Raw genomic sequence first — 15,812 nt, forward strand, 5'->3', positions numbered from 1 at the left:
GAGATAGGAAACTTCCCTTGAAACTGAAGAAACTTGGCCGGACGGATATTGACGTCACGGAAATCTGCCTCGGCACCATGACCTGGGGTGTACAGAACACTGAAGCCGATGCGCACAACCAGATCGATTATGCTCTGGATGCGGGCGTCAATTTCATGGATACGGCGGAAGTCTATGCGATTCCGTCCAGTCCCGAAACCTATGGTAAAACCGAGTCATATATTGGCAGCTGGTTCAAGAAGACCGGCAAGCGTGATCGCTTTGTTCTGGCGACGAAGATTTCGGGTGGCGGCAATAGCTGGATTCGTGAAGGCAACAAGCCAAGCCGCGCTAGTGTGCGCGAAGCGGTGGAAGGCAGCCTGAAACGACTGCAGACCGATTATATCGATCTTTATCAGGTGCATTACGCCGCGCGCGGCCATTATCATTTCGGTACAGCATGGAAGTACGCGCCGCATACCCAAAACCAGACGGAGGTTCTCGATCAGATCGAAGATGCACTGCTTGGTCTTGGCGATATGGTCAAGGAAGGCAAGATCAGGCAGATCGGCCTTTCGAATGAAACCGCTTGGGGTATCGGTCAATGGCTGAAACTTGCGGAGCGCAGCGACTTGCCGCGTGTTGTCTCCGTGCAGAACGAATACAGTCTGATCCAGCGCGTGTTCGATCTCGACCTTGCCGAACTCAGTCACCATGAGGATGTGGGCCTATTGGCCTATTCATCGCTCGCTTCAGGTGTGCTCACCGGCAAATATCTGGATGGAAAAATTCCGGCGGGTACACGCGGTGCGATCCAGACCGGCGGGCTCTGGCGCAATAATGAGCATTCCGAGCCAGCGGTGCGCGCCTATGTGGAACTGGCGCGGAAACACGGCCTTGACGTGGCACAAATGGCCATTGCTTTCGCGCTCACCCGGCCATTCATGACTTCCGTGATCATCGGAGCAACTTCAATGGATCATCTGAAGACCGACATAGCTGCGGCCGATCTCAAGCTTTCGCCGGAAGTTCTGGCTGAAATCGAAACGATCTACCGGAAATATCCGCGCCCGCTTTAGGCGGCGACTGTAGTGCAAATGTTAAATCGACTGCCCCTGCAACAGTTTGGGGGCGGTCGGTGACAATCCCGCGGCTTGGCGGATGAAGAACCCCTTGAGCCGCGGCATGCGCTCGACAAGGCCGAGACCAAAATCACGCAAGGCGCGTATGGGTACATTGTCGTTGGAGAAGAGCCGGTTGAGAACGTCCGTGGTTACTCCCATCTGCACCGTATCGAAACGGCGCCATGTCTGGTAGCGCTCCAGCACTGCAATAGAGCCAATATCGAGGCCGAGCCGATCCGCATCGACGATCGTTTCGGCAAGGGCGGCGGCGTCCTTGAAGCCGAGATTAAGGCCCTGACCGGCGATGGGATGGATACCATGGGCCGCATCACCGACAAGCGCGAAACGGGGCTTGATGAAATCCCGTGCCAGCGTCAGGCTTAGCGGGAAAGCTTTGCGCGCACCTTCCACGCGCAATTCGCCAAGCTTCAAACCGAAGCGTTGTTCGAGTTCGGCATCAAATACGAATTCATCTTCCTTGACGAGCCGGTCAGCATCCGCAGTCCGCTCAGTCCAGACCAGCGACGAGCGATTGCCTTTCAGCGGCAGCACCGCGAAAGGGCCTGCGGGCAGGAAGTGCTCTTCCGCGCGGCCATTGTGCGGGCGCTCATGGGCGACTGTGCACACGATCCCGGACTGGCCGTATTCCCAATTGACAGTCTTGATGCCTGCCATATCGCGCAGGCGTGATTTCACGCCATCCGCCGCAATCAGCAGCCGTGCCTGCAATGATTCTTCATCGCCATAGCGGACCGTCAGACCGTTATCACCTTGCTCAAAGCCATGCACCGGCGCGCCTTCGATAAATACAATGCCCAGCTTGTCGGCCTTTTCTCGTAGCGAAGCATTCAGAAGCCGGTTTTCTACCATATGCGCAAATGGCTCTCCCGGTTCAATCTCGCCATCAAAGGTCAGGAATACGGGCCGAACTGGATCGGCGGTGCGTGAGTCCGTCACGACCATCTCATTGATCGGTTGAGCCTCCGGCAGGATACTCTGCCAGCATCCAAGCTTGTCCAGCATGCGGCTCGCCGCCGCCGCGATAGCCGATGCACGTGTATCATTACGCCAGACGCCAGCGGGGGCTGCATCGATAACGGTCACCCCGAGATGCGGTGCAGAAGACTTCAGCGCGACAGCAGTGGCCATGCCGACATAACCTGCTCCGGCGATAATAATGTCTGTGCGGGTTGCGTCCATGATTGCCTCCGGATGGTGAATACTTGACTTGTCGGGCTGTTCCTGTTGCAAGCGATGAAACAGACGAACTGGAGATGTCCGATCATGTCCGAAGCACCCAAGTCAACAGCTATGACCGAGCTTCTGTCCATACTCGACCTTGAGACGCTTGAACACAACCTGTTTCGAGGTCGCAGCCCCCAGGTGGGCTGGCAGCGCGTTTTTGGCGGCCAGGTTATCGGACAGGCGCTTGTTGCGGCACAGCGGACAGTAGACCCGCTCCGGCACGTACACTCCCTGCATGGTTATTTCATGCGGGCGGGCGATCCCAAAGTGCCGATTATCTACGAGGTCGACCGTATCCGCGATGGTTCGAGCTTTACCACACGGCGCGTTGTGGCAATCCAGCACGGCCATGCCATCTTCTCTCTGGAAGCCTCATTCCAGATCGAGGAGGAAGGACTCGAGCACCAAAAGCCGAAACCGTTGGATGTTCCCGAACCGGAAAATCTCATCTCTGACAAAGATATGAAGGAGCAATATCTCCAGAACGCTCCCAAGATTATCCGGCAATATTGGGAGCAGGACCGGCCCATCGAGATCAAGCCGCTTTCGCTTCGGCATTATCTGACCCGCGATAAGCTCCCGCCCGAGCAGAGCGTGTGGATAAAGGCCACCGGTCCCGTGCCGGAGGATCGTGCGATCCAGGCAGCAGTTCTTGCCTATCTTTCAGACATGACGCTGCTCGATACGTCGCTTTACGCGCATGGCCGTAATATTTTTGATCGGGATCTGCAGGTTGCCAGCCTCGACCACGCCATGTGGTTTCACAGGCCCTTCAGTTTCGATGACTGGATGCTCTATACCGCAGATAGTCCCAGTACATCGGGCGCCAGGGGCTTCAATCGTGGCGCACTTTATAGCCGTGACGGCACTTTAATCGCCTCTACCGCACAGGAAGGCCTAATTCGTGTGCATAGTACGGAGTGAACTCTGATCGCCACCTGCTAATCGCCTAAATTTTAGGCATATTGCTGCATTGCACTGATATTGTAAGCCGAACTTAAAAAATATCTTTTTGATTTCAGTATATTAGAAGTATTTTTCGAATCTGGCACGGAACTTGAATACTCCTGAGCAGTCACCAATGGCCTATGGCCAGAGGCGATGGGTTCAACGCGGTTGCTGAGAGTTCAGATAATTCCATCTGAGGGGCACCGCGCAAAGCGCAGGGGTATAGTCAATGAAAATTGTGATGGCCATCATCAAGCCGTTCAAGTTGGACGAGGTGCGCGAAGCACTCACCGCTGTCGGCATCCAGGGCCTGACCGTCACTGAGGTGAAGGGTTACGGCCGCCAAAAGGGGCACACCGAAATTTATCGTGGCGCGGAATATGCCGTCAGCTTTCTTCCCAAACTGAAGGTGGAAGTCGCTGTCGCATCCGATCTCGTCGATACCGCCGTCGAAGCCATCACTGCCGCCGCCAAGACCGGCCAGATCGGTGACGGCAAGATTTTCGTTCTCAGCATCGAGCAGGCCGTCCGTATCCGCACGGGCGAGACCGACACCGAAGCGCTGTAAATTATTGGGGTTCAAGGAGAGCATAATGAAAATTCCAAACAGTTTAACCAAAGCGGCAGGCAGCTCCCTTCTGGGATCGCTGGCTTTGACCGCATTCGGCTCGCTGGCCGCTTTTGCGCAGGAAGCAGCGCCCGCCGCTCCTGAAGCTGCAGCTGCAGCCGTGGCGACAATCAACAAGGGCGACACCGCCTGGATGATGGTTGCCACAATCCTCGTCCTGTTCATGATCCTCCCGGGTCTTGCCCTGTTCTATGGCGGTCTTGTCCGCGCCAAAAACGTTTTGTCAGTGCTCATGCAGTGCACAGGTATCACGGCTGTCGTGATGATCATCTGGGTTGTCTATGGTTATTCTTTTGCGTTTGGCGGCAGTACCAGCCCTTATTGGGGCGGATTGGGCAAAATTTTCCTTGCCGGCGTTACCCCTGATTCTGCCGCTGCCACCTTCACCGATGGCGTCCAGATTCCGGAGTTGGTTTTCATCTGCTTCCAGATGACATTCGCTTGTATCACTCCGGCGCTTATCGTCGGTGCCTTTGCTGAGCGTATCAAGTTCTCGGCGACCATCCTGTTCGTCGCGCTTTGGGTTACCTTCGTTTACTTCCCAATTGCGCATATGGTCTGGGATGCAAACGGCCTGATCTTCGGCTGGGGCGCTCTTGATTTCGCGGGCGGTACGGTTGTTCACATCAACGCGGGTGTTGCAGGTCTGGTCGGCGCTATTGTCATCGGCAAGCGCGCAGGTCTTGGCCGCGATATGATGGCTCCGCACTCTATGCCGCTGACCATGATCGGTGCTGCAATTCTGTGGGTTGGCTGGTTCGGTTTCAATGCCGGTTCGGCGCTCGAAGCCAATGGCACAGCGGCGCTTGCCATGATCAATACCTTCACCGCAACAGCCGGTGCTATCGTAGCTTGGGTTGCCATTGAAGCCTTTGCTCGCAAGACAGCATCCATGCTCGGTGCAGCATCAGGTATTGTTGCCGGTCTGGTCGCAGTCACGCCAGCAGCGGGTACTATCGGACCGGTGGGCGCAATCGCCCTTGGCGCGATTGCCAGCGCGATCTGCTACTACATGGTCGCAGTGGTCAAGCCGAAGCTCGGTTATGATGACAGCCTTGATGTGTTCGGCGTGCATGGCATTGGCGGTATCGTCGGCGCTATCGGCACTGGTATCTTCACCAGCGCGGCCCTTGGCGGCACAGGTTTCGCCGATGGCGTAACAATGGGCAGCCAGGTCTTTGTACAGATCAAGGCAGTTGCCGTGACCATCGTATGGAGCGGTGTGGGTTCGTTCATCCTCTACAAGATCGTCGACGTGCTGGTTGGCCTGCGTCCAACGGCCGAAAACGAGTCTATCGGTCTCGACCTCACCTCACATGGTGAAGCTGCCTATCATAATTGATAGCTGCACCCATGGATTTCGAAAGGCCCGGTTTTCCGGGCCTTTTGTTTTGAGGTTAGACCTTCGTTGAATTTACCCGCCCGAACTTGATGTGCAGTCTTACCCGCGGAAGACTGCATGCCGGGCTATGTCTACATCCTTGCCAACCAGAAATATGGAACGCTGTACATCGGTGTGACGTCCGATCTCGTCGCGCGTGTTTACGATCATCGTGAACGCAGAACTCCCGGATTTGCATGGAAATATGGCTGCAAGCGTCTGGTCTGGCACGAAGAGCATGACCGGATTGTCGATGCAATTCAGCGGGAAAAATCCTTGAAACGCTGGTACCGGCAATGGAAGATAGAATTGATTGAAGGAATCAATCCAAATTGGGACGATTTGCAGAGATCAGCGAAGCACCTTCTCAATATCCAAAATCGAAAACGGGCATTCAAGATCGGTCCTCGGGTCAAGCCCGAGGATGACAGAAAGGGGCATGCCAAGATCAGGGCGAGGCGAAGTCTCCGTTAGCATCCTCTGCTAACCTGACAATTTCCATGACATTCGCCCATGGTTAATAGCCCCTTAACCATCCACCCCGTAAGTTTGGAATCAGCTCCGTGGATTGCACAGCCACAGGGATAGACTCACGTGGGACCGGATTTCATGCGTCAAGGTTATTCAGCCTCTTATGCCATCGATGACGATAGGACTGGCTTCTACAGCCTTTTCCGCAGGCAGATAAATATTCTGATCGGCTTGGCGATCCTTTGTCTTGTCGCTTTGGCTGTCGGTAGTCTGGCAACTTGGAATGTGCTTGATCCAAGCTTCAGTCATGCCACGTCCAATCCCACGCAAAACGCCCTTGGTTATGCTGGAGCAGTGTTCTCCGATCTTGGAATGCAGTTTTTTGGCCTGTCGACCGTTGTTGCTCTGATGCCTGCCGTGTTCTGGGGCGGGTTGTTCATGACCGGTCGCGGTGTTGACCGCATGGCGCGGCGCGCTGTTGCCTGGTTCTGCGCGTCGCTGCTTGCTGCAGCCATGGCCGGTTGTTTTGCCATACCCGAAAGCTGGCCAATGCCGATTGGTCTTGGCGGCGTTCTCGGAGATATGGTTCTCAAGATTCCTGCTATTTTCACGGGCACTTTCCCGCGCGGTGGCCTTGCCATGATCCTGGTCGGTGTCCTTGCCGTTCCTACTTTATGGATATTTGCCTTTGCCAGCGGTCTTACCTATCGCGGCAGCGAGCCTGCCATTGCCAAAAAGACAACGCGTCACGTGGCCGAAGCCGATGACTTCGACGATGACGAGGATGAGGATGATGAGCGCGAAGGCGGAGGCTTGCTTGCTCTGGGTGCTGTCACGCATTTCTTTTACAGTACGCGTGCCTTGTTCCGCCGTCTCTCCGGCAGGGGCGCCGGAATCTATAATAGCGCGCGTAATATTGGCGCTCGCCATGATGATGGGTTTGATGACATTCCGGTGTCGCGTCAAAAAGTCAGCAATAATGGCGAACGCCGCGAGCCAGGCTTTTACAGCGCATCGCCGCAAATTGAAGCGCCGTCGATTGAAATCGACAATGATGATTTTGACAGCCAAGCTGACCGCTTTGATCCCTTGGCCTTCAGCGACGAAGATGAGGCCGTGGATGACTGGGCACCGCAGGCAGCCCCCGCTCGCCCGTCAGCGAAGCCCGCGACCCGCGTCGCAACCCCGGCGCCAGCTCCAAAGGCTGGAGCGCGCATTCAGCGCGAGGCGCAAGCCTCGCTTATCAAATCTGATGGTTTTGAAATGCCACCGCTGCATTTCCTCAGCGAACCAAAGAATGTCGTGCGCAACCCCAGCCTTTCCAAAGAGGCATTGGAACAGAATGCGCGTCTTCTTGAAGGTGTCCTGGAGGATTTCGGTGTACGCGGCGAAATAATCCACGTCCGGCCTGGCCCGGTTGTCACGCTTTATGAGCTGGAACCAGCGCCTGGAATCAAATCCTCGCGCGTCATCACGCTTGCCGATGATATTGCCCGCTCCATGAGCGCGATCGCTGCTCGCGTTGCCGTTGTTCCGGGCCGCAATGCTATCGGCATTGAGCTGCCCAACCAGACACGTGAAATGGTTTATCTGCGCGAACTGCTGGCCAGCCGCGATTTTGAGCAGACCAAAACCAAGCTTGCACTGGCATTGGGCAAGACCATCAATGGCGAGCCGGTCATTGCAGACCTTGCCAAGATGCCGCATTTGCTCGTGGCTGGTACAACAGGCTCGGGTAAATCTGTCGCCATCAATACCATGATCCTCTCCTTGGTCTACCGGATGACGCCGGAACAATGCCGCCTGATCATGATTGATCCGAAAATGCTCGAACTTTCCATCTATGACGGCATTCCGCATCTGCTCACTCCGGTTGTTACCGACCCCAAGAAAGCCGTTGTGGCGCTCAAATGGACGGTCAAGGAGATGGAAGACCGCTATCGCAAAATGTCGAAAGTCGGTGTCCGCAATATTGACGGCTTTAACCAGCGCGTTGAGCAAGCCCGGCAGAAGGGGGAGCGTATTGCCCGCACAGTGCAGACCGGGTTTGACCGCGCCACCGGCGAGGCAGTCTATGAGACCGAAGAACTCGATCTGACCGCGATGCCCTATATTGTGGTCATCATCGACGAAATGGCCGACCTCATGATGGTTGCCGGCAAGGATATTGAAGGTGCCGTGCAACGTCTGGCGCAGATGGCGCGTGCCGCCGGTATTCATGTGATCATGGCGACGCAGCGTCCGTCAGTCGATGTTATCACGGGTACGATCAAGGCCAACTTCCCGACGCGTATCTCCTTCCAGGTTACCTCCAAGATCGATTCGCGCACCATCCTTGGCGAGCAGGGCGGCGAGCAGCTGCTTGGCATGGGCGACATGCTCTACATGGCTGGTGGGGGACGCATTCAGCGCGTGCATGGACCATTCGTTGGTGACGATGAAGTTGAGAAAATCGTTCAGCACCTCAAATTACAGGGCGTGCCGGAATATCTTGATTCGATCACCGAGGAAGATGATGAGGACGATGGCGGGGCAGGACCTGCAGGAACGTCCAATCTTGAGGATTCCGATGACCCCTATGATCAGGCCGTTGCGGTCGTGCTGCGCGATAAAAAGGCTTCGACCAGCTATATCCAGCGCCGTCTTGGCATCGGCTATAATCGTGCTGCTTCGATTATTGAACGCATGGAAGAGGAGGGGCTTGTCGGCCCGGCCAATCATGCGGGCAAGCGTGAGATTCTCGTACCAACACAGGATGATGATTTTTAACAGGCAAAAAGGCATTAAACTGCTGAGACTGCTTAAAAATTCAAACATAACGTAACGGCACATCATGCGTTATGGAACTGAGTCCTTCCAGTTCCTGTGGCAGTCCGGTGTTACGTGACGGAAATATGGAACCGGGTGCCGCAACCCGCCGTTTCTTAGCCATACTCAAGCCAAACTGATCGAGTATTGCTTAAGGCAAGATGACAGGAGACCCTAAACCCATGAAAACCATCACAGCATTGTTTCGCGTTGCAGGCCCGCTCGCACGGCGCGTTGTAACTGCTTCGATACTTGGCGTGGGACTCCTTGCTGCACCGGCTCTTGCTCAGAATGCGGTGCCGGGTGCAGCCCAGCAAATTGCCAATCAGTTTTCGAGCGTTAAAACCCTGACAGGTGACTTTGTCCAGTTTGGCCCGCGCGGGGAGCAGACCGAGGGAACGTTTTATATAGAACGTCCGGGAAAGATACGTTTCAACTACAACAAGCCATCACCGATTCGTGTCATTTCGGATGGTGAATCCGTTGTGATCAATAATCGCAAGCTCGACACATGGGATTTGGTCCCGCTGTCGAAGACGCCATTAAAGCTGCTTCTGAGCGATCAGATTAATTTGACCGGCAATACGGTCAAATCGGTCAAGGAAGAGCCCGATATGACAACGATCGTTCTTGGCGACAAATCAATCTTCGGTAATTCGACCATAACGATGATGTTTGATCCGAAGACTTTCGAACTGCGTCAATGGACTATCACCGATGCGCAGGGTCTCGATACGACAGTGATGATCACCAATGTCCGTACCGGTGTTCGCTTCGCCAAGGATATGTTTACAATTGACTACACCCGCATTGCGATGAAGAACAAATAAGGCTTGAACAGTCGTTCAAGCTGGCGATATCCGGTTCCAATCATCCGTAACTTGTTTTAGTCTTGCTGCTCATTCACCACCCGCGAGACTAATTTTCCATGCCTTTTTCCGTTGCTACCTGGAACATCAATTCGGTGCGCTTGCGCTTGCCGCTCGTTCTGCAATTTCTGCGCGATTATCAGCCTGACGTGCTGTGCCTGCAGGAAACCAAATGCCCCGACGATTTGTTTCCGAGGGAAGCTTTCCACATGGCCGGTTATGAACATATCGAAATCAGCGGCCAGAAAGGGTATCACGGGGTAGCAACGCTCTCCCGCCGTCCTTTGACAGAACCGGCACGTGTTGGTTTTTGCAATATCCCCGATTGCCGTCATTTGAGCACAGTTGTCACCGCGGGTTCAAAGCGGATGCGTATCCATAATTTCTATGTTCCGGCAGGCGGAGATGAACCCGATCCGGAGATCAATCCCAAGTTCAAGCACAAGCTCGGGTTCCTTGACGAGATGAAAGCGATGAATGCGGTCTATGGGGATGGCCATGCCTCATTGCTGGTGGGCGATCTCAACATCGCACCGCTTGAAACCGACGTCTGGTCGCATAAACAGTTGTTGAAGGTTGTAAGCCACACGCCCATCGAAACGGAAGGTCTGGAAGCCTTGCGCAAAAATGGCGGCTGGAGCGATCTGATGCGCCATCATATTCCACCCTCCGAGAAAATTTATACATGGTGGAGCTATAGGGCCGCCGATTGGGCGGCTGCGGATCGTGGCCGGAGACTGGATCATATTTGGGGATCGCCCGACCTTGAGGCCGATCTGAGAGACATCACAATCCTGCGCGAAGCACGTGGGTGGGAACGACCCTCCGACCACGTTCCGGTTATCGCGCGGTTTGATCTGGATTAATCCGATTTTGAGCAGGATTTCCGCGACCTGACATTCAATTCCACAAGATGCGGCGATTTTTGCCGAGAAAAGGTCGATTCTTGCTGAAGATTTTCAATCGTAGCGAGAAAAACAGTTGTGTAGAGGCGAGTTAGCTCTCGCCAAACAGCTTTTCATACTTGGAAATTTCGGCGATCATTTCGGTCAGATCTGAGGAAATCTGGTCGTGCAGCGCAGCGGCAATTTCCGGATATTCTTCAAGGATACGCCGGAACAATGAGCGGTTGAGACGGATGACCTCGGTTTCAGTGTCTGCCATTGCGCTGGTGAGGCGCTTGGTCTGGGCAATGATTGCCATTTCGCCAAGAACCGCTCCTGGCCCCACGGTTTTCAGAGCGACGCGACCGGAAGGACCTTCGCGGAACAAGGAAATCGTACCGCGATCAATGACATAGGCGCAATCAGCCGACTGACCCTCGCGGTAAAGCTCGCGGCCTTCCCGCAGGACAAGCCGCTCTGTTCCGAAGGCGAGCAGACGCAACTGGTCGCGCGTAAACGTGCCGAACAGCCCCACTGTCTCCAGAATGCGAATATCATCTTCAATTGCCATGCAATTACAGACATATACCTAGATTGACCCGATCGGCATCAAGGAATGAGCTTGTATCCCCCGCTTTCCGTGACGAGTATGGTTGAATTCGATGGATCCTGCTCGATTTTCTGCCGTAGTCTGTAAACATGCGTCTCCAACGTGTGCGTAGTCACCCCAGAGTTGTATCCCCAGACTTCCTCCAGAAGAATATCGCGTGTGATGACCTTGCCACCGGCGCGATACAAATATTTGATAATTGCGACTTCTTTTTCAGTCAGCCGGATTTTGCCGCCCTTTGCATCGATCAGCATTTTCTGGCCGGGCTTGAACGTATAGGGGCCAACAACGAAGGTAGCGTCTTCGCTCTGCTCATGCTGGCGCAACTGCGCGCGAATGCGCGCCAGCAGTACAGCGAAGCGGAATGGCTTGGTGACATAATCATTGGCGCCGGATTCCAGGCCAAGAATCGTATCAGAATCAGTATCATGGCCGGTCAGCATTATCACCGGAGCCTTGAAACCGCCCTTTCGCAAAAGCTTGATGGCTTCACGCCCATCCATATCCGGCAAGCCGACATCCATGATCAAAAGGTCAACAACGCCGTTACGCGCAGCCTGTATGCCTTTAGTCGCATTGTCTTCCTGAACAATCTGAAACTCTTCATAAAGGCTCAGTTGCTCAACCAGAATGGCCCGCAGGTCTGCATCATCGTCGACGATTAGAATGGTACGTGCTGTCATGGGATCTCCCGCGGATGGAAAGAAGTCGTTGGAATTTAAGTCGAATTCTACAGGAAAGAAAGAGCATCGACTTGATATTGCTTATGCGGCGCATCAGTCTGACATAAAAATGCTTTTTATGAGGCAAGCATGCCACTAACCACTTTGAAGTATATCGATGTCCGCCCGCGCCCCGGCCACAAAAGCCAAGGCCAGCTGATTGCTGGCCCGATCGTCTTGCGTTGCGCACTTGGCAAGGGCGGTATTACATCGAGGAAACGTGAGGGCGATGGTGGAACTCCCTTGGCATCCATGCGGCTTCTTTATGGGTTTAAAAGACCGGATAAACAGGTGAGGGCTACGGCGCTATTGCGGCTTAACCCATTGAAAATAAACGATGGGTGGTGCGAGGTCAGCAGTGACCGCAACTATAATAGGCAAGTTCAGGTACCCTATAATGCGAGCCACGAAACCATGTGGCGCAAGGACGATCTGTACGATGTCTGTATTGTTCTTGACTGGAATATCCGGCCACGCAGAAGGACCGGGGGCAGTGCGATATTCTTCCATCTGGCGCGGCCGGGCTATACACCAACTGAGGGCTGTATTGCTTTGAGCCGCGCAGATATGAACCGACTTTTGCCGCTTCTGTCGGATAAAACAATCATTCGTGTGCTGCGTTAGGTTGGAAAACGCCAGACCGTGGTTTTCTTGATTTCAGCATCTTCAAGAACGCGCGTCACCGGAACCGAATAAACAGCCAATGGCTGAAGAGAACCCTTGGGGAAATAAGACCGCCCCGGATCGCCGACGATTACCTCGGCGCCGCGTGAAGCAAGTTTGGCAAACCAGGGAAGAAGCAGGTCTGCCAAAGGTTTGTCATAGAAGACATCGCCTGCCAGCACGACATCCCAACCCGCATCTGTGCCGATGAGATCAGCTATCTGCACGTCCATCACCACATCATTGGCAGCGGCGTTGAGGAAGATTGCGGGTTGAGTAAAAGGATCTATATCGCAGCAAAGAACATGTTTCGCATTGGCCATCGCAGCGGCGATACCAACCAAACCTGAGCCTGAAGCGAAATCAATAACCGAGCGGCCACTGACCATTTGCGGGTTATCAATTACATAGCGGGCGACACCTTGCCCGCCCGCCCATGCAAAGGCCCAAAATGGTGGCGGAAGCCCGATCGTTGCGAGTTCGTCTTCCGTGCGTTGCCATAGATCATGAGCTTCATCGGCAAGATGAAGCTTTATCTCCGGAACGTGGGGCGGTGATTGTATTGACGTATTTGCCAGTATGAATTGGCGGTAGCGTTCACTGGTTGGATCTAGCGCAGTCTCAGTGATCATTTGGGGGCTGGAACGAGACCACCCATCCGGCAAACTTCTTCCCACTCGTCCTCGGTAACCGGTTGCACGGAAAGCCGCATCGAGGTGACAAGTGCCATTTTCTCAAGCTTTGGATTGGCTTTGACGTCCTTAAGAGTCACCGGCTTTGGCATATCTTGAACCGCGCGGATATCAACGCAATCCCAGCGCGGATCATCAGTTGTCGAATCCGGATGGCTGAGTGCGCAAACTTCGACGATACCGACGACTTCGAGACCCTCATTGGAGTGATAGAAGAAGCCTTTATCGCCAATCTTCATGGCGCGCATATTATTGCGGGCGAGATAGTTGCGCACGCCGGTCCATTCTGTGCCCTTAGCACCTGCAGCCTTCTGCTTTTCCCACGACCATGCGTCGGGTTCTGATTTGTACAGCCAATATGCCATGTTGAAACCTATTTGTTGTCCGGATTCTTGATTGCCCAATTCCAAGGGCGGATATCGACAGAGGCGAAAAGTCCTGCCTTTGCATAGGGGTCATTGGCAGCCATCTGCTTTGCTGCCTCCAGATCGACAGAATCTACGACGACCAGACTGCCATTTGGCTTTGCGTCATCGCCCAAAAAAGGGCCGGCGAATTTTAGCTGATCACCAAGGCCATTCAGATAATCAAGATGCGCGGTCCGCGTATCAAGGCGCAATTGCAGGCTATCGGGCTTGTCGTTGCATAAAAACGCAAAAAGCATCCTATTCTCCTAGTCCTCATTTTTGAGCGGTCTTGAAAGCAGCGCTTCCATGGCCTCATCTACCGTAATGTCCGCAGCCAATATTCTTGCCACGGCTGAAATGATCGGGACATCGATAGCATGGCGCGCGGCGAGTTCAACTGCAATGGAGGCTGTTGCGACGCCTTCTGCCAGCGGACGCCCCGTCAAGTCTTCGCCTTTGCCCAATGCAAGACCGTAAGAGTAATTGCGCGATTGCGGTGTCGAGCAAGTCAGCATGAGATCGCCAAGCCCGGAGAGGCCCATGATAGTCTCGGATCTTGCCCCCAAGGCATGCCCGATCCGGCGCAGTTCAACGAAACCGCGCGTCACAAGCGCCGCCTGTGCGCTGGCACCATATCCCCTGCCTATAGCGGCACCGGCGGCGATAGCGAGCACGTTCTTCAGTGCTCCGCCGATCTCAACGCCGGTTACATCATCTGTCGAGTAACAACGGAACGTTGTGCCTGAGAGAGCGACGGCAATGCTGTCAGCCAGCGCTTGATTACGGGACGCGACGGTTACTGCGGTAGGCAACCCTTTTGCAACGTCACTTGCAAAGCTTGGCCCCGAAAGTATGCCAAGCGGATGACCGGGAAATATTTGATCTGTCACCTGCGACATGAGAAGTCCGGTGGATCGGTCAATTCCCTTGGCGCAGATGATCAGCGGTGTCGACGCGGGAATGTGATCTTTAAGCTCGTTTAAAGCCGTCGAAAGTGCCTGCGCCGGAACAGCGCACAGAATATACTGTCCATGTGTCAGAGCGGTCCGGGCATTGCTGCTGGCTGTCAGTAATGGGTGGAGGGAGATGTTCGGCAAATGGGCATCATTGCGATGCGTGTTATTTATTGCTGCGACTGTGGTGGAATCACGGGCGTAAAGCACCACTGAGCTGCCATTGGATGCAGCCATTGTTCCAAGCGCCGTACCATAGGCGCCTCCGCCCAATACGGCGATTGGTGGCCGCTCATTCATGCCTTTGCTCCACGACGGCCGGCGCCGATCAGGGGTGCGGAATACATATCCAATGGCCAGCGTGAGCGCGGCGCAATATTGAGGGAATCGGGAGGTGTCTGGTTTGCCCGTTCGGCACCCGCCCATGCAATCATGGCCGCGTTATCTGTACATAGAGCCATTGGAGGAGCAATGAAACGAAAGCCATTCTTGTTGCAAAGCTGCTGGAGCACGCTACGCAGAACCTTATTGGCGGCAACACCTCCGGCAACGACCAAAACAGGATGATCTACAGCAGGAAATGTTTCGCGAAACCGCATAAGAGAACGTGCAACGCGGTCGTCCAGCGTATCGGACACGGCGGTCTGGAAAGCTGCGCAAATATCATTGACATCCGTTTGAGATAGCGGTTCCAGACTGGTGGCCAGTTGTCGCACGGCAGTTTTGAGGCCAGAGAAAGAAAAATCCAGGCGTTCTTCACCCTTCAACGGGCGCGGGAGGGAGAAACGCGTCGAATCGCCGAGCGTTGCCGCCTTTTCAACCTCAGGTCCGCCCGGATAGGCGAGCCCGAGCATTTTGGCGGTTTTGTCGAATGCTTCACCAAGCGCATCGTCAATGGTCGTGCCAAGTCGCTCATAGTCTCCCAGTCCCTTGACCAGAACCATTTGCGTATGGCCGCCGGAAACGAGGAGCAAGAGATAGGGAAATTCAATGTTATCGGTCAGGCGAGGTGTCAGTGCATGACCTTCAAGATGATTGATTGCGTAAAATGGTTTTTGGCTTGCCAAGGCTATTGCCTTGCCGGTCATCAGTCCGACAATCAGTCCGCCAACAAGCCCTGGTCCCGCAGTTGCGGCTATGGCGTCAACATCGTTGAGCGTCAAATGCGCTTCGTGCAGTGCTTGTCCGATAAGCCGGTCGAGCACTTCAACGTGAGCACGCGCGGCAATTTCCGGCACGACACCGCCATAGGGCGCGTGCTCTTCGATTTGGCTTAAGACGACGTTTGAAAGAATGGTGCCATGGCCAAGCTCATCACGCTCGACAATGGCTGCCGCCGTCTCATCGCAGCTTGTTTCAATACCCAGAACCCGCATCGATATCCTTCGTCGCATTGCCCGTCGAATAAAAGCCCGTTAGTAGAGGCCA

The 15,812-nt window shown here is 54.5% G+C and carries 16 protein-coding genes and 1 pseudogene; 9 read left to right on the plus strand and 8 right to left on the minus strand.

Features of this window, described 5'->3' with window-relative positions:
* Positions 1–17: 17 nt before the first annotated feature.
* Positions 18–1,058: an aldo/keto reductase gene (locus V9K92_RS13235; RefSeq protein ID WP_336440368.1), complete on the plus strand. Its 1,041-nt coding sequence runs from the start codon at positions 18–20 to the stop codon at positions 1,056–1,058.
* A gap of 21 nt (positions 1,059–1,079) precedes the next feature.
* Here V9K92_RS13235 and V9K92_RS13240 read toward each other — a convergent pair whose 3' ends face one another.
* The gene (locus V9K92_RS13240) at positions 1,080–2,303 is read right to left on the minus strand and encodes a ubiquinone biosynthesis hydroxylase (protein WP_337354195.1); all 1,224 of its coding nucleotides are present in this window, start codon (positions 2,301–2,303) and stop codon (positions 1,080–1,082) included.
* A gap of 84 nt (positions 2,304–2,387) precedes the next feature.
* Between V9K92_RS13240 and tesB the strand changes: the two genes are divergently transcribed.
* The 7 genes and pseudogenes from tesB (at position 2,388) to V9K92_RS13275 (ending at position 10,319) form a co-directional block, all read left to right on the plus strand.
* The gene (gene tesB / locus V9K92_RS13245; RefSeq protein ID WP_115054410.1) at positions 2,388–3,272 is read left to right on the plus strand and encodes an acyl-CoA thioesterase II; all 885 of its coding nucleotides are present in this window, start codon (positions 2,388–2,390) and stop codon (positions 3,270–3,272) included.
* A 253-nt stretch (positions 3,273–3,525) separates the two neighbouring features.
* Positions 3,526–3,864: a P-II family nitrogen regulator gene (locus V9K92_RS13250; protein ID WP_008122182.1), complete on the plus strand. Its 339-nt coding sequence runs from the start codon at positions 3,526–3,528 to the stop codon at positions 3,862–3,864.
* Positions 3,865–3,889: 25 nt separating this feature from the next.
* Positions 3,890–5,266, plus strand: coding sequence for an ammonium transporter (locus V9K92_RS13255; protein ID WP_115054409.1), 1,377 nt, complete (start codon positions 3,890–3,892; stop codon positions 5,264–5,266).
* Between the two features lie 117 nt (positions 5,267–5,383).
* A pseudogene (locus V9K92_RS13260) lies at positions 5,384–5,650 on the plus strand (GIY-YIG nuclease family protein); the annotation flags it as partial.
* A gap of 264 nt (positions 5,651–5,914) precedes the next feature.
* Positions 5,915–8,545: a DNA translocase FtsK gene (locus tag V9K92_RS13265; protein WP_336440369.1), complete on the plus strand. Its 2,631-nt coding sequence runs from the start codon at positions 5,915–5,917 to the stop codon at positions 8,543–8,545.
* Between the two features lie 221 nt (positions 8,546–8,766).
* The gene (locus tag V9K92_RS13270; protein WP_443094464.1) at positions 8,767–9,414 is read left to right on the plus strand and encodes an outer membrane lipoprotein carrier protein LolA; all 648 of its coding nucleotides are present in this window, start codon (positions 8,767–8,769) and stop codon (positions 9,412–9,414) included.
* A 98-nt stretch (positions 9,415–9,512) separates the two neighbouring features.
* Entirely contained in the window at positions 9,513–10,319 is an 807-nt protein-coding gene (locus tag V9K92_RS13275) for an exodeoxyribonuclease III (protein WP_115054406.1), read from the plus strand.
* Positions 10,320–10,449: 130 nt separating this feature from the next.
* On the opposite strand, the gene V9K92_RS13280 is transcribed toward V9K92_RS13275, so the two are convergent.
* Complete coding sequence (locus V9K92_RS13280) at positions 10,450–10,908, minus strand: cyclic nucleotide-binding domain-containing protein (protein WP_115054405.1); 459 nt, start codon at positions 10,906–10,908, stop codon at positions 10,450–10,452.
* Positions 10,909–10,946: 38 nt separating this feature from the next.
* On the minus strand, positions 10,947–11,630 hold the full coding sequence (locus tag V9K92_RS13285; protein ID WP_008122166.1) for a response regulator transcription factor: 684 nt from the start codon (positions 11,628–11,630) through the stop codon (positions 10,947–10,949).
* Between the two features lie 129 nt (positions 11,631–11,759).
* On the opposite strand from V9K92_RS13285, the gene V9K92_RS13290 reads away from it, so the two are divergent.
* Entirely contained in the window at positions 11,760–12,293 is a 534-nt protein-coding gene (locus V9K92_RS13290; RefSeq protein ID WP_337354196.1) for a L,D-transpeptidase family protein, read from the plus strand.
* Here the strand turns inward: V9K92_RS13290 and V9K92_RS13295 are convergent.
* Genes V9K92_RS13295 through tsaD form a run of 5 tightly spaced genes read right to left on the minus strand, consistent with a single transcriptional unit; the run spans position 12,290 to position 15,760 of the window.
* Complete coding sequence (locus tag V9K92_RS13295) at positions 12,290–12,964, minus strand: class I SAM-dependent methyltransferase (protein ID WP_337354197.1); 675 nt, start codon at positions 12,962–12,964, stop codon at positions 12,290–12,292. The genes V9K92_RS13290 and V9K92_RS13295 overlap by 4 nt on opposite strands.
* On the minus strand, positions 12,961–13,389 hold the full coding sequence (locus tag V9K92_RS13300; RefSeq protein WP_115054402.1) for an EVE domain-containing protein: 429 nt from the start codon (positions 13,387–13,389) through the stop codon (positions 12,961–12,963). Before V9K92_RS13300 ends, V9K92_RS13295 begins: the two co-directional genes overlap by 4 nt.
* An 8-nt stretch (positions 13,390–13,397) precedes the next feature.
* Entirely contained in the window at positions 13,398–13,688 is a 291-nt protein-coding gene (locus tag V9K92_RS13305) for a YciI-like protein (protein WP_337354198.1), read from the minus strand.
* Between the two features lie 9 nt (positions 13,689–13,697).
* On the minus strand, positions 13,698–14,684 hold the full coding sequence (locus tag V9K92_RS13310; RefSeq protein ID WP_337354199.1) for an NAD(P)H-dependent glycerol-3-phosphate dehydrogenase: 987 nt from the start codon (positions 14,682–14,684) through the stop codon (positions 13,698–13,700).
* Positions 14,681–15,760 carry a tRNA (adenosine(37)-N6)-threonylcarbamoyltransferase complex transferase subunit TsaD gene (tsaD, locus tag V9K92_RS13315; RefSeq protein WP_337354200.1) on the minus strand — a complete coding sequence of 360 codons (1,080 nt, stop codon included), beginning with the start codon at positions 15,758–15,760 and terminating at the stop codon, positions 14,681–14,683. The genes V9K92_RS13310 and tsaD overlap by 4 nt, the downstream gene beginning before the upstream one ends.
* Positions 15,761–15,812: the final 52 nt, after the last annotated feature.

This window comes from Phyllobacterium sp. CCNWLW109, assembly GCF_037203905.1.
Taxonomy (GTDB): Bacteria; Pseudomonadota; Alphaproteobacteria; order Rhizobiales; family Rhizobiaceae; genus Phyllobacterium; species Phyllobacterium ifriqiyense.

Coding starts and splice junctions, on each gene's coding strand:
- V9K92_RS13240 (WP_337354195.1), bottom strand. CDS start 2,303: ATGGACGCAACCCGCACAGACATTATTATCGCCGGAGCAGGTTATGTC.
- tesB (WP_115054410.1), top strand. CDS start 2,388: ATGTCCGAAGCACCCAAGTCAACAGCTATGACCGAGCTTCTGTCCATA.
- V9K92_RS13250 (WP_008122182.1), top strand. CDS start 3,526: ATGAAAATTGTGATGGCCATCATCAAGCCGTTCAAGTTGGACGAGGTG.
- V9K92_RS13255 (WP_115054409.1), top strand. CDS start 3,890: ATGAAAATTCCAAACAGTTTAACCAAAGCGGCAGGCAGCTCCCTTCTG.
- V9K92_RS13265 (WP_336440369.1), top strand. CDS start 5,915: ATGCGTCAAGGTTATTCAGCCTCTTATGCCATCGATGACGATAGGACT.
- V9K92_RS13270 (WP_443094464.1), top strand. CDS start 8,767: ATGAAAACCATCACAGCATTGTTTCGCGTTGCAGGCCCGCTCGCACGG.
- V9K92_RS13275 (WP_115054406.1), top strand. CDS start 9,513: ATGCCTTTTTCCGTTGCTACCTGGAACATCAATTCGGTGCGCTTGCGC.
- V9K92_RS13280 (WP_115054405.1), bottom strand. CDS start 10,908: ATGGCAATTGAAGATGATATTCGCATTCTGGAGACAGTGGGGCTGTTC.
- V9K92_RS13285 (WP_008122166.1), bottom strand. CDS start 11,630: ATGACAGCACGTACCATTCTAATCGTCGACGATGATGCAGACCTGCGG.
- V9K92_RS13290 (WP_337354196.1), top strand. CDS start 11,760: ATGCCACTAACCACTTTGAAGTATATCGATGTCCGCCCGCGCCCCGGC.
- V9K92_RS13295 (WP_337354197.1), bottom strand. CDS start 12,964: ATGATCACTGAGACTGCGCTAGATCCAACCAGTGAACGCTACCGCCAA.
- V9K92_RS13300 (WP_115054402.1), bottom strand. CDS start 13,389: ATGGCATATTGGCTGTACAAATCAGAACCCGACGCATGGTCGTGGGAA.
- V9K92_RS13305 (WP_337354198.1), bottom strand. CDS start 13,688: ATGCTTTTTGCGTTTTTATGCAACGACAAGCCCGATAGCCTGCAATTG.
- V9K92_RS13310 (WP_337354199.1), bottom strand. CDS start 14,684: ATGAATGAGCGGCCACCAATCGCCGTATTGGGCGGAGGCGCCTATGGT.
- tsaD (WP_337354200.1), bottom strand. CDS start 15,760: ATGCGGGTTCTGGGTATTGAAACAAGCTGCGATGAGACGGCGGCAGCC.